This window comes from Nocardia abscessus (assembly GCF_015477775.1).
GTDB classification, from domain to species: domain Bacteria; phylum Actinomycetota; class Actinomycetes; order Mycobacteriales; family Mycobacteriaceae; genus Nocardia; species Nocardia abscessus_A.
The window spans coordinates 330,310-342,841 of record NZ_JADLQO010000001.1; the positions used below are offsets into that span (position 1 = coordinate 330,310).

11 protein-coding genes are annotated in these 12,532 nt (G+C 69.2%); 6 read left to right on the forward strand and 5 right to left on the reverse strand.

All coding sequences use genetic code 11. From position 1 onward, the window contains the following. The first annotated feature begins 25 nt into the window (after window positions 1-25). On the forward strand, window positions 26-904 hold the full coding sequence (locus tag IU450_RS01685; protein WP_195148002.1) for an amidohydrolase family protein: 879 nt from the start codon (window positions 26-28) through the stop codon (window positions 902-904). A 3-nt stretch (window positions 905-907) separates the two neighbouring features. Here the strand turns inward: IU450_RS01685 and IU450_RS01690 are convergent, their stop codons facing one another. Continuing rightward, on the reverse strand, window positions 908-1,405 hold the full coding sequence (locus tag IU450_RS01690) for a DUF456 domain-containing protein (RefSeq protein ID WP_324197491.1): 498 nt from the start codon (window positions 1,403-1,405) through the stop codon (window positions 908-910). A 35-nt stretch (window positions 1,406-1,440) separates the two neighbouring features. Next, window positions 1,441-2,262, reverse strand: coding sequence for an alpha/beta fold hydrolase (locus IU450_RS01695; protein ID WP_195148003.1), 822 nt, complete (start codon window positions 2,260-2,262; stop codon window positions 1,441-1,443). Between the two features lie 212 nt (window positions 2,263-2,474). Here IU450_RS01695 and IU450_RS01700 point away from each other — a divergent pair, with 212 nt between their 5' ends. From IU450_RS01700 to IU450_RS01710, 3 genes are all read left to right on the forward strand, one after another. Then, the gene (locus tag IU450_RS01700) at window positions 2,475-3,722 is read left to right on the forward strand and encodes a GAF domain-containing protein (RefSeq protein WP_195148004.1); all 1,248 of its coding nucleotides are present in this window, start codon (window positions 2,475-2,477) and stop codon (window positions 3,720-3,722) included. Between the two features lie 461 nt (window positions 3,723-4,183). Then, the gene (locus IU450_RS01705; protein ID WP_195148005.1) at window positions 4,184-5,347 is read left to right on the forward strand and encodes a peptidoglycan DD-metalloendopeptidase family protein; all 1,164 of its coding nucleotides are present in this window, start codon (window positions 4,184-4,186) and stop codon (window positions 5,345-5,347) included. A gap of 112 nt (window positions 5,348-5,459) precedes the next feature. Next, entirely contained in the window at window positions 5,460-6,557 is a 1,098-nt protein-coding gene (locus IU450_RS01710; protein ID WP_195148006.1) for a CaiB/BaiF CoA transferase family protein, read from the forward strand. Between the two features lie 333 nt (window positions 6,558-6,890). Here IU450_RS01710 and IU450_RS01715 read toward each other — a convergent pair whose 3' ends face one another. Continuing rightward, window positions 6,891-8,396 carry a PLP-dependent aminotransferase family protein gene (locus IU450_RS01715; RefSeq protein WP_195148007.1) on the reverse strand — a complete coding sequence of 502 codons (1,506 nt, stop codon included), beginning with the start codon at window positions 8,394-8,396 and terminating at the stop codon, window positions 6,891-6,893. 63 nt (window positions 8,397-8,459) lie between these two features. On the opposite strand from IU450_RS01715, the gene IU450_RS01720 reads away from it, so the two are divergent. Both IU450_RS01720 and IU450_RS01725 read left to right on the forward strand, forming a co-directional pair. Continuing rightward, a complete protein-coding gene (locus tag IU450_RS01720) occupies window positions 8,460-8,873 on the forward strand; it encodes a hypothetical protein (RefSeq protein ID WP_195148008.1) in 414 nt (137 codons plus the stop codon). Window positions 8,874-8,922: 49 nt separating this feature from the next. Continuing rightward, the gene (locus IU450_RS01725; protein ID WP_195148009.1) at window positions 8,923-9,528 is read left to right on the forward strand and encodes a methylated-DNA--[protein]-cysteine S-methyltransferase; all 606 of its coding nucleotides are present in this window, start codon (window positions 8,923-8,925) and stop codon (window positions 9,526-9,528) included. Between the two features lie 35 nt (window positions 9,529-9,563). Here IU450_RS01725 and IU450_RS01730 read toward each other — a convergent pair whose 3' ends face one another. Further along, entirely contained in the window at window positions 9,564-9,842 is a 279-nt protein-coding gene (locus IU450_RS01730) for a hypothetical protein (RefSeq protein WP_195148010.1), read from the reverse strand. A 5-nt stretch (window positions 9,843-9,847) separates the two neighbouring features. Continuing rightward, a complete protein-coding gene (locus IU450_RS01735; protein ID WP_195148011.1) occupies window positions 9,848-12,451 on the reverse strand; it encodes a helix-turn-helix transcriptional regulator in 2,604 nt (867 codons plus the stop codon). Window positions 12,452-12,532 lie beyond the last annotated feature (81 nt).

The following is a 12,532-nucleotide window of genomic DNA, read 5'->3' on the forward strand; positions in this document are numbered from 1 at the left end:
TCCGACACTGAGGCATTCTGTACAAGTGTTCGATGCCCACCTGCACATCTTCGACCCGCGGTTTCCGTTGGCCGAGAACGAGGGCTACCTGCCCGACCCGTTCACCATCGCCGATTACCGCAAGCGCATGTCGCGATTCGACATCGGCGGCGGCGCGGTGGTCAGCGGGTCGTTCCAGGGCACCGACCAGACCTACTTGAAGGCCGCCCTCGCCGAACTCGGTGAGGGCTGGGTCGGCGTCACCCGGCTCGACCTCGACGCCACCGACGAGGAAATCCTCGAACTGGACCGCATCGGCGTGCGCGCGCTGCGCTTCAACCTCAAGCGCGCGGCCGCCGACATCACCGGGATGACGTTGCAGGCGCTGCGCGCGTACGAATTGGCGGGCTGGCACGTCGAGGTCTACATCGACGGCACGATGCTGGCCTCGCTGCAACCCGTCATCTCCAAGCTGCCCGCGCTGTCGGTCGACCATCTGGGCATGTCCGCGGAGGGCGTGCCTTTCCTGCTCGATCTCGTCGATCGCGGCGCCAAGGTCAAAGCGACGGGTTTCGGCCGGGTCGCGATGAACGTCGCCGACACCCTGCGCCGCATCCACGCGGTGAATCCCGAAGCCCTGATGTTCGGCACCGATCTGCCCGGCACTCGCGCCGGGCGCCCGTTCGAGGACTCGGACGTCGATCTGCTCTGTGACGTCGTGGGCACCGACATGTACGCGGTCCTGGAGGACAACGCGCGCGCGTTCTACCGTCTCCCGGCCCGCGTACGCACCGTCAGCACCGACCACACCCCCACACTGCCGCTGTACCGCCCGGAACCGCCGACCCTGCGGCTGCGCCGCGACGAACTGCCCGACGAAAGCCGTGCGGGAGACACGATTCCGTTCCCCGCCATCGATCGGTAGCGCTCAGACGGCGAAGACGCCTGCCACCCAGACACCGACGGCAAGCAGCGCCCCGAAGAGCTCGATCATGATGGACAGGCCGACGCCCTTCAACGCGTGCACCGTCGCCTGCCATGCCTGCCGGTTGACGCGCAGCCGCTGGAGTTCCGAAAGGTACACGCCGAGAACGAACCCCACGAACAGGCCGACAACCGGGATCACGAAGAAGCCGACCACACCGAGTACCGCACCGAGGAAGAGCGCGCGGTTGGACACCCCCGCGTCCTTCATCCTGCGTCCGGGCCAGAGGTATTTGACGACGCCGGAGAGCACCAGCAGCACCGTGCTGATCGCGAAAACCGTCCAGGCCGTGACGCCCCCGGTCAGGAAGGCCCAGACGGCGATGGCCCCGAAGATCAGGATGACGCCCGGCAGGATCGGCACGACGACCCCGACGAGGCCGACCAGAATCACGAGGCCGGTGAGAAGGTTGTACCACCCCTGATCAGACAGCGCGTCCACACGTGCAGCCTATAGCGGCGAGCACTCCCGCGCTGTCAGGAGATTTCGCCATCGCGCAGAAACCCGGCGAGTACTTCGTTGAAGCGCTCCGGTTCCTCCGAGAACGGCGCGTGACCGCTGTGCTCGAAACGCACCACCTTCGCGTTCGGCAATTGCGCCGCGAGCCATTCGTCGAGCGGGCCGGGGAAGATCTTGCTCTGCGCCCCGTAGATCAGCAGTGCGGGCACGGTGACCTCGGGCAGGACCTGCCGGAAGTCCGCGAAGGCCATGTCGTACCAGACGGCGCAGGCCGCCGCGGTCGGCGTTTTCGCCGTCTCCGCGTAGACCGCGTCGATCACCTCCGATGGCGGGGTATCGGCGAAGCATGCCGCGATGAACGGCTTGATCACCGACGGCCGCGCATGCTTCACCGCCTGCACGAAAACTGCGAGATCACTCTGGGAGTAGCCGCCCTGGAGCGGAAAGTCCCAGCCCGGCGCGTCGAGAAACCGCGGCGACTGATCCACGAAAACCACCGAATGCAGCCGCTCGGACCCGAACTGCTGGATGTAGTCGAGGATCACCGCTGTGCCCATCGACCAGCCGACCAGGCATACGTCCTCGAGTGCGAGGTGATCGAGCAGACTGCGGACGTCCCTTGCGTACTGCGCGAGGGTATGGCCGTCGTCGGTCTTACCGGAGGCGCCGTGCCCGCGGAGGTCGAGATTGATCACCCGGTTTCCCTCCGCCAGGGCGGGCACGTTCTGTGCCCAGAAGGTGGTGTTCATGGTCCATCCGTGAATGAGCACGACGGGACGCCCGGCACCGTGATCCTCGTAGTACATCGGCACACCATCGGGCAGTTCGAAGAAGGGCATCGACAACCTCCAGTTCACGAGAAGTGGTTCGCACACGATGGCGCGCTTTCGTCGCGCGGAGAAGGCACCGAACGGGGGTTGCATGAACGTTGCAGCGCAGCGCAACTCGTTGTCAGGGCGATGCGCGATGCTTACGCTGGTCCCGACGCCGGGATGTCTCCGGGCGGTAGGACACTGCGGCCGATCGAAATATCACGAGGCACACGCTTTTGGTGACAGGGCAGACTCGCTTGACGCGCGCGGACGTCCGCGCCTCGTGGGATCGCGCCCGAGGTCGCGGCCTGCATCCGGACCGTCATCTCCCCGAAGTCGGCCTGACCGACGACGAGGTGCGCACCTGGCGCAAAGATCATCGGATGGCCTCGGTCTGGCCGGTGCTGTTCGCCAGCCTGGAGGGCGCCGCGTTCGAACCGGGCCACGTCCTGTTCGGGGCCGATGCGGACGGCCATCTGCTCTGGGTGCAGGGCGATCCCGCGACCAGACGTGCGGCGGGACGAGCCAATCTCGTCCCTGGAGCGCGCTGGCACGAAACCGAAGCGGGGACCAACGGCGTGGGCACCGCTCTGGCCCTGGGGCGCGCGTTCCAAGTCCGGGGCACCGAGCACTACCTGTCCGTCGCCGCGGACTTCACCTGCTCGGCAGCACCCATCAGGGATCCGGTGGGCGGCGCTGTGATCGGCGTTGTGGACGTCACCTGCCGACTTCGCGACACGAATTCGCTGGCGTTGCCCCTGGTCACGACGGCGGCGCGGCTGGCCGAGGCGCATCTTCGTGAACTCACCAGGCGGCGTGACGCCGAGATACGGACCCGATACCTCGATCGTCTCCTCAGCCGGGTCGGCGACCGAGGCGCTCTGCTGTCGCCCGAGGGACGGCTGTTGCATGCGTCGCCTCCGGGCTGGCTGCCCGACGTCTGGCCCGCACCATTGGTCGAGGGCGAAACCGAACTGCCCGATGGTCGTCGCGTGGTGATCGAAAGGCTCGCGCCGGGCGGACCGTTCGCCGTCTACGCTCTGCCGGGCAGCGTTTCGGACGAACGAGCGCCCCGCCTGAGCACACTGGGCCGCGCCCGCGCCCTGCTGTGGATGGACGGCATCGTCCACGAACTCAGTCCTCGGCACAGCGAGCTGGCGGTTCTTCTGCTCGACAATCCAGCTGGGCTGACCGCTGCGGTGTTGGCCGAACAGCTGTACGGCACCGGCGGAAAGGCGGTGACGGTACGAGCGGAACTGGCCCGGCTCCGGCGGATCGTCGGATATCGCCTGGTGTCGGACCCGTACCGTCTCGACCCGCGAATCCGCGCCGACTTCCGGCAGGCGGAAGCCGGTCTCGGGCAGGAATCCGTGAGCGAGCTCCGGAGCCGATATCCGGGCCCTTTGCTGCCCGGTTCCCAGGCACCCGGTATCCGGAAGATACGACAGCGATTGCACAACCGGCTGGTATCCGCTGGCCCTTGGTGACAGCCCCGGCGCTCGGCGCCTCGCGATTCCCAGTGATGAGGACCGCGCGGTAACACCAGACATCACAATTGATCTCGGCCACAGCGCTGGGCGAGAGGCGTGCCGGATGGGCTTGTGGGCATGCGGAGGTGATTGTGACCAGCGGGGAAGTGGCTCACCTCGTGGAGGAAGAGTCAGCGAGCGAGGGCGGACCCGCCGAGGACTCGACCGGCATCCCGGGGCCCGCGGCCCCGGCGCTTGAGCGGAAAGACCCCGGCACCGCTGCCCAGGCAGCCCGTGTTCTGACCGATCTGGCACGACACGCGCCCGGCGGAACCACCGGGGCGCCCACGTCGAACTCACGAGCGCAACCCGTTTCCGCACCCGCTACGACCGCTCCCGCCCCCAATGGCGCACAACCACCACCGGCTACCGGCACTGCCGTCCCCGGCGGAGCTCTGGCACCGCAGCCCGGTGGCGTGGTGGCACCGCCCGAGGGCGCCGCACCGCCGTCGAACGGCACCGCGCCACCAGCGAGCGGCGAGCCCGCCGCACCACCGCCCGGGATCGACCCGGAGATGATCGCGACGCTCGCTCCGGCTGCCATGATGGCCGGGTCGATGGCCATGATGGCGCTGCCGATGCTGGCGTCGGCGCTGTCCGGCCTCGCAGGCGGCGGATCCGGCGCGGGTTCGGGCGGGTCGAATGCCCCCACCCCCACCGCCGCCGACGGAGCCGCGCTCACACCGGAGGCGCAACAGGCACTGGAAGCGTTGCGGAAACTGGAGGCGCTGTACGGCACCGACGGCGATGCGGCGGGCACCCCAGGTCTGGGCGCACGACCCAGTGGATCGGTCGGCTCGGGCGCGGGAGCGACAGCGATCAAGGCGCGGGCGCTGTTCCAGAAGAACGCGGCGAAGGCGTTCGACAACCTGGACAACGACCTCGCGCGATACATTTCCGGCCTGGCCGGGAACAGCCGAGCCGACCGGAAAGCGGTGGTCCGGCTGATCCGGGAGGTCAACGTGCAACTCGCCGAACTCGGGCCCAGCGCCTACACCAAGGAAGGTCAGCGGAAGGTACACCAGATACTCTCCGAGGCTCTGCGGAAAGCCCAGACCATAGTCCGGGGAGGACAGGCCAAGGCGACCGAAACCGCCGCGATGGTGGACCGCCTCACCGCGCAATACCTCAACGGCATAGCCGGAAAACACACGAGGCTCGCGAGCGCGTTGCCGGGCGACGGCCGCCCCCGCTCGCCCCTCGACCCGGGGAAATACCGGATCACCTCGCACTACGGTCCCCGGGGCGGCAAGCACCACGGTGGGCTCGACCTCGCCGCCCCCTCCGGCACGCCCATCTACGCCGCCACCGGCGGCACCGTGGTCAAAGCGGGCAACTTCGGGGACGGGTACGGCTATCAGGTTCGGATCCGTTCCGCCGACGGCACCGAGACCATCTATGCCCACCAGACCCCGGGCAGCATCCGGGTCCAGACCGGCCAGCGGGTCGCCGCGGGCACCGTGATCGGCGCCGTCGGGTCCACCGGCAACTCCACCGGCCCGCACTTGCACTACGAGGTGCGGCGCAACGGCCGCGCCGTCGAGCCCGTCGCCTATCTCGCGTCGCAGGGTGTTCGAGTATGACCCGGCTCCGGCCGCAGCGTTATTGTCATACTGTCAATACACTCTCCCGGTTCCCTCCGGGAGGACGCACCGGCCAGCGGTGCGCTGGATCAACGACGAACCGAGGTAGCGCGTGAGCACTCCATCCACCGCCGAGCAGGGCCCGCTCGCGGGCATCAAGGTCATCGAGTTGGCCGGTATCGGCCCTGGCCCACACGCCGCGCTGCTGCTCGCCGATCTGGGCGCCGACGTGGTGCGGGTACAGCGGGCCGGACAGCTGCCCGGCGGGTTCGACCGGCCGCAGCTGCGTGGCCGGACCATCGTCGAGGCCAATCTCAAGGACCCGGCCGACATCGAGAAGGTGCTGGGTCTCATCGAGAAGGCGGACGTGCTGATCGAGGGCTTCCGCCCCGGCGTCACCGAGCGGATGGGCCTCGGCCCGGACGACGCGCTCGCCCGCAACCCGCGCCTGGTCTACGGACGGATGACCGGGTGGGGCCAGCAGGGCCCGCTGGCCGACCGCGCCGGGCACGACATCAACTACATCTCCATCACCGGCGTGCTGCACGCCATCGGCCGCAAGGGCGAACGCCCGGTTCCGCCGCTGAACATGGTGGGCGATTTCGGCGGCGGCTCGATGTTCCTGGTGTTCGGCATCCTCGCCGCACTGGTCGAACGGCAGCAGTCCGGCAAGGGCCAGGTGATCGACGCGGCCATGGTCGATGGCGCCCTTGCCCTTTCGCACATGATCTGGGGCATGCGCGGGGTAGGCGCCTGGTCCGATGAACGCGGGGTGAACCTGCTCGACACCGGAATGTCGTTCTACGACACCTACGAAACCGCCGACGGCAAGTACATGGCGGTCGGTGCGATCGAACCGCAGTTCTACGCACAGCTGCTCGCCGGCCTGGAGATCGACGCGGACGGCCTGCCCTTCCAGCTCGACCCCGCCGGGCAGGACACGCTGAAAAAGTTGTTCACCGAACGTTTCCGGACCAAGACCCGGGACGAGTGGGCCGAGATCTTCGTCGGCACCGACGCGTGCGTCTCGCCCGTGCTCACCTTCGAGGAGGCGACGCGCAACGAGCACATCGCCGCCCGCGGCTCCCTGGTCGAGCTGGACGGCATCACCCAGCACGCCCCCGCCCCGCGATTCTCCCGCACTCCGAACGGGATTCCGACCCCGCCGCCGACCACCGCCACGCCGATCGAGGCGGTCTGGGCCGACTGAGCACGGACCGGGGTGTCGTGGCGCACCGCCGCGGCACCCCTGGGCGCTGATTGAAAGTTGTAACAAACCAACCGGTTCGACAGTTCGGCACCGTACCTGCCATACTGTCCGCGAGCTGGCGGCCTTCGAGAACAGCGGATCTCATCGAACCCGATCCGGTCCGCCCCTTGACCGCAGCTCGAGCTGGAGGCCTCGGCGCCGTGCGAGCTTTCCGCACGCCGCCCGAGCACGACGAGGGCCAGCCCCGAGGGGTGGCCGGCCAATCGTGCCCGGCGGCGCTCGGAGGGGAAGTGCCGCCGGCGGAGGCTCTCCCCAAGCGGCGGCGAGATCCCCTCAGTAGCAGGTCAACGGCGTCAACGGGTCCGCCGCGCGCGGCGTGAGCGCCACATAGGCGGAGGCAATCGCCTTGACCGCCAGTCGCAATTCCGGTTCCCGATGGGTGAACGGCAGCCGCAGGAACCGTTCGAACGCGCCCTGCACACCGAATCGGGGCCCGGCCGCGAGCAATACACCGTGGTTGGGCGCCGTGGCGGCCAGCGCCGTTGAGACCGAGGCCGGCAGCTGCGCCCACACCGACATGCCACCCGCGCCGACGGTGACCCGCCAGTCCGGCAGTTCCTCGGCGAGCGTGTCGAGCAGAGCGGCACGCTGCGAACGCAATTGGCCGCGCCTGCGGTCGAGAATGACGTCCGCGTGCTCGAGCAGGTGCACGGTGGCCAGCTGGTCCATCACGGGGGTGCCGAGGTCGACCGTGGAGCGGATGCCGAGCAGCTTGGTGATCAGCGCCTGATTGGTCCGGATCCAGCCGACGCGCAGACCGCCCCAGAACGACTTCGAGGCCGACCCGATGGTGACGATCTCGGCGCCCTTGGCGAAGGCCGCGACCGGCGGCGGCGCGAGGTCCTCGCTCAGCCCGAGATCCGCCATGGACTCATCGATCACGACGGTCATCCTGGTATCTCGTGCGATCGCGGCCAGTTCGGCGCGGCCGTCGGCGTCGAGCAGCAGGCCGGTCGGGTTGTTGTAGTCCGGCACCAGATAGGCCAGGCTGGCCGCGGTCTGCCGGGCGGCGCTGCGGATGCCGTCGAGATCCCAGCCGCCCGCCGGGTCCTCCGGGCGCAGCGGCACCGGCACCGGCCGGGCGCCGACGTCGCGGATCGCCTCGATGGCGTTCGGATAGGTCGGATGGTCGATGAGCACGCGGGCGGCGGGCGCCGTGAGCACGTTCAGCAACAGCCGCAGGCCGTGCTGGGCGCCGAGGGTGACCAGGATCTGGTCGGGCTCGGTCGGCAGGCCGCGCGCGGTGTAGCGGCGGGCGATCGCCTCGCGCAGCGCGAGCACGCCGACCGGGTCCATGCCGTGGGTGCCGAGGTATGCCGGAATCCCTTCCAGAGCAGCCGAATACGCGTCCTGCATCTCCAGCGGGGCGGCCATGGCGGCATAGGTCATGTCGATGGTGGGCAGCTCGGGCGAGCCCATCATCGCGAGGATGCTCCTGGCCGGTTTGACGCCGTCGTGCTGCACGTCCCGGGGGAGGGCCACCGTGCTGCGCGACCCCTGACGGCTGATCAGGTAGCCGTGCTCGCGCAGCAGCGCGTAGGTGGAGGTGATGGTGGTGCGACTGACTCCGAGGGTGGCGGCGAGATCGCGTTCGCTGGGCAACGCGACACCCAGCGGCGCGCGACCGTCGTGGATCAGCAGCCGGATGCCTTCGGCGAGCGCCAGATACGCCGGGCGGGCGGACCGCCGCCCGGCCGCGTCCGCCTCGCCGTCGTCCGCGTGCCGCCAGCGGCCCAGATCGCGAGCCAGGCTGCCCGCGCCGATCACTCTCGTCGCCATGCGGTCCAGTATCGGCCGATTGGATATTTCTTGGCAAGGCCAGTGGCGCGCACGCTGACGGACATGACCGTCCTCGCCACACTGTTCCTGGTCGCCCTGTCCGGCTACCTGATCTACCGCTACGCACCGAGCCGCGACGAACGCGCGTTCCGGCTCGAACGCTTCCATCCGGGCACGCCGATGTCCGACCAAACCCTCTCCTACTACGACCACCAGCGGCGATACTCCGATCTTGCCGCGATCTACGGCCACAGCGACGTGCCGGACCCGGACTTGCCCAGCGTGACGAAGCCCACGGCGCTCGCCCCTCGGCCGCCGGCCTCCGCGCTCGGCCCGTCGTCGCGGAAAGCCGGCTCGCCGGCACCGGTCCAGTGTGGCGGCAGCACGCGCCCCGGCGCTTCCGCCCAGGTCGCCCGCCGCGCCGAACCCGCGAACGCTCGACGCGCCGAAGGCACATCAAAGGCCAGTTCGAAATAACTGGACTGCCCATTGCGAACTTGTCGGTCCGGCGGTGCAGACTTGGCTCATGAGTGACGCCACTCGCCTCACCTCCGCGACCGATCGCCCCACCACGGAGCCCGTGGCCTCCGGCCGTGCCGCGGCGGCGCTGTTCGACACCGCGATCGGCTGCTGCGCCATCGCGTGGAGCGCTGCGGGGGTGATCCGATTCCAACTCCCGGAGGCGGGCCCGGCGGCCACCCGCGCGCGCATCACCCGCCCTCGCGCAGGGGAAGAAGTCCCCGAGCGAACACCCACCGGCGCCATCGCGGAGGCAGTCGCGGGCATCCGCGCCCACCTCGCGGGCGAGCTCGATGATCTGCGCTGGATTCCTCTGGACACCAGCGGAATTCCGGAATTCCACCGCGCCGTCTACACCGTCACGCGTGCCATCGATCCCGGCCACACCCTCAGCTACGGCCAGGTCGCCGACCGGGTCGGCGCACCGGGCGGAGCCCAGGCGGTCGGACAGGCCCTGGGCCGCAATCCGATTCCGTTGATCATCCCGTGCCACCGCGTACTCGCCGCCGACCACGCGCTACACGGATTCTCCGCCCCCGGCGGAATCGATACGAAGCAACGCTTGCTGACCATCGAACGCACTTCAGGATTCGGCGAGCCCACGTTGTTCTAGCGCCGAACACACTCAGCGCCCGCAGGTGCCGGATTTCACAACACCGGATGCGCGCGGAAGAACTCGCAGGCGTCGCCGGTGATGTACCCGTCCGCGCAGCCGAAGTACGTTTGGATGCAGGCGTTGGTCGAGCAGCCGAGTTCGATCAGTTTCTGCCTGATCCGTGCGTTGCGTTCCTGTGGCGTCTCGGTCTTCGTGGCCACCGGCGCGGAGGACTGCACCGAGCTGGTGACCGGTTGCGGCTCTCCGTCCGAGCATCCGGCGGTCAAAGCCAATCCGGCCGCCAGCACACCCGCCACTATGGTCGATCGCACGGCCGTCACCCGCTCCCGGTCTCGCCGCGCATCAGCGCTCCGAGGGACTCGCGATCGGTGACGTCCATTTTGATGCAGGCCCGGTAGAGATGACCCTCGACGGTGCGCACCGAGACGGTGAGCCGGTCGGCGATCTGCCGGTTGGACAGGCCGGCGGCGACGAGGTTCGCGATCTCGCGTTCCCGGGCGGTCAGGGGCAAGGGCTGCGCGGCCTGCCGCAGTGCCGGAGTGCTCGCTCCACCGCACGCGGCGGCGAGCCGGTTCGCCGCGGCGGCGGACTCCAGCAGCCTGCGCCGATCGCCCGCTCGCTCGTGTGCCGAGGCGGCCTGCGCCGCGGCGTCGGCGGCCGACAGCGACACGCCGATGCGCTCGAATTCGGCGGCGGCCGCGTCGAGCCCCGGTCCGTCATGAGCGGCCAGTGCCACCGCGTGCCGCGCTTGCACCTGCACCAACCGCCCGTCCACCCGGGTGGCCAGCTCGGCGAGGCGTCCGGACACGGAATGGTCGCCGAAGCGGGCCGCGGTGTGCAGCGCGAAGGCCTCGATCGCGTGCTGATGCGAACGCGCTGCCGCGTCGGCCGCGTTGACCGCGATCCGGATGGCCGGGGTCACGGTTCCCTCGGCGGCGGCCAGCCAGGCGCGGGCGACTTCCAGCTGCGGCTCGTACACGGCGCTGTGCCTGCCACCCCGCGCGGTGGCGTGCGCGATCGACTCGGCGGCCTCGCCGGGGCGACCGAGCGCCGAATACGCCTCCGCCAAACGAATTCTCGCTGGGAACATCCAGGCCGCTGCGCCCTCCGCGGCGAGTGCGGCCAGCGCCTGTTCCAGATTCTCGATGCCGTCCAGGAACCGGCCCTGCGCCACGTCGACGGTGCCCTGCAAGATTTTCGACATGCCCCAGGCCAGGTACTGGCCCGGCGAGGAGTATCCGACGAACGCCCCCGCGCGGCGTCGTGCGGCCTCCAGATCGCCGGTGAAGGTCAGGGCGAGCACCTCGGCGTGCGTGGACATGAAGCGGTTGAGCCCGTCGATGTGCTCCTCCACCTCGTGCCCGCGGGCCGCGTACTGCCTGGCTGCCTCACCCTTGCCCATCAGCGCCAGCGCCAGCCCGCCGCCGAACGCCGCCCACCACACCGCCCACGGCGGGGCGCCATCGGCGGACATCACCGTTTCCGCCTCGGCGATCGCGTCGTCCACCCGGTTCTCGTTCACCAGACTCGCGGAGGCCAGACCGGTGAAGATGGCCGCGATCTTCGGATGCCGCACCTTTCCGCGCACCAACTTCAGCACCTCGTCGGCGCGGTCGGCGTCACCCATGGCCCACAGCAGATTCGCCACCCGGGTACTGCCCCAGCGCGCCAACTGCACCTCGTCGAGCTGGTCGGGGTCGAAGCTGGCCAGGGTGCGCTCGGCCTCGATCCGGTGGCCCTGCCAGAGCAGGGCACGCGCCAGCAGGTCGGCTGATTCCACGCCGCCACGCCGCTCCACCGCGGCCCGCGCGAAGCGCTCGCCCAATGGCAGGTTCGCCAATCCGATCGCGTCGGCGGCGGCCGCCTCGAACAATTCCAGATCCGCGGATTTGTCGCTGTCCAGGGCCAATTCGGCCAGCCGGATACGGTCGGCGGCGGAATTGATCCGGCGTTCCTTCAGCGACGAATACAGCCTGCCGCGCAGCCGCCGCGCCGAGGCGATACCGAGTCTGCGCCGGATCACCTCACCGAACAGCGGGTGGTTGTAGCGCACGATCAGTTCTTGGGAATTCTCCACGACGCGAATCACGCCGCGCGCTTCCGCGGCCTCGACCGCGTCCTCGCCCGCCAATTCGGCGAGGACGTCGAGATCGATCGGCTCACAGAAGGTCAGCAGTTCCAGCACCCGCAACACCGGCTCCGGCAGCTGCTCGACCCGGTCTTCCAGCAGCGCGGCCAGCTCCGAGGTCACCGCGGCGCGGCCGCGCAGCTGCCAAACCCCATTGACCTGACGCAGCGTGCCCGCCTCCAGCGCTCCCTCGACCAAATGCCTGAGGAACAGTGCGTTTCCGGCGGAGGACTCCCACATCAGATTGGCGGTGAACCCCTCGAGCTGCCCGCCGAGCATCGACTCCACCAGCTCCACGCTCTGGCGCTGGGTGAACGGGCGCAGGTCGATGCGCGTCAAATGGCCGTCTTTCCACAGTGACGTGACGGCGTCCGGCACCGGGACTCCACTGCGGACGGTCACCACGATGTGCGCGGCCTTGTCGATCGCCAGCTGTAGCAACAGCGTGGCGGAGAGCTGATCGAGCAGATGCGCGTCGTCCACGCCGATCACCGTGTCCCCGTCGGCGAGCAACGCCTCCCGCGCCGCCGACATGAACGTGACCGGATCGTGCGCCGTGTAGACACCGACCATATGCGCGAACACTCCCAGCGGGATGCTGCGCGCCGATTCGGTGCCCGCGACCCAGCGCACATTGCCACCGATAGCGGAGGTGGCATGCCTGGCCAGGGTGGTTTTACCCACCCCGGCATCGCCGGTCAGCACCACACCGACGTGCTCCGGACCGGTCAGTGCCGCGCGGATCGCCTCGAATTCGCTCTCGCGCTCGATCATCGGCCAGTTCCGAGCCATGCTCTAACTGTAGTTCTTCACCGATCATGATCGAAGCCGAGCGAGCACGATCGATGTGGCTAATTTGTGGTGATCGTGCTG

Excerpts from the sequence above, each read along its gene's own strand:
- IU450_RS01695 (WP_195148003.1), bottom strand. The coding sequence starts at position 2,262 with ATGCCCTTCTTCGAACTGCCCGATGGTGTGCCGATGTACTACGAGGAT.
- IU450_RS01715 (WP_195148007.1), bottom strand. The coding sequence starts at position 8,396 with ATGGCGACGAGAGTGATCGGCGCGGGCAGCCTGGCTCGCGATCTGGGC.
- IU450_RS01720 (WP_195148008.1), top strand. The coding sequence starts at position 8,460 with ATGACCGTCCTCGCCACACTGTTCCTGGTCGCCCTGTCCGGCTACCTG.
- IU450_RS01725 (WP_195148009.1), top strand. The coding sequence starts at position 8,923 with ATGAGTGACGCCACTCGCCTCACCTCCGCGACCGATCGCCCCACCACG.
- IU450_RS01735 (WP_195148011.1), bottom strand. The coding sequence starts at position 12,451 with ATGGCTCGGAACTGGCCGATGATCGAGCGCGAGAGCGAATTCGAGGCG.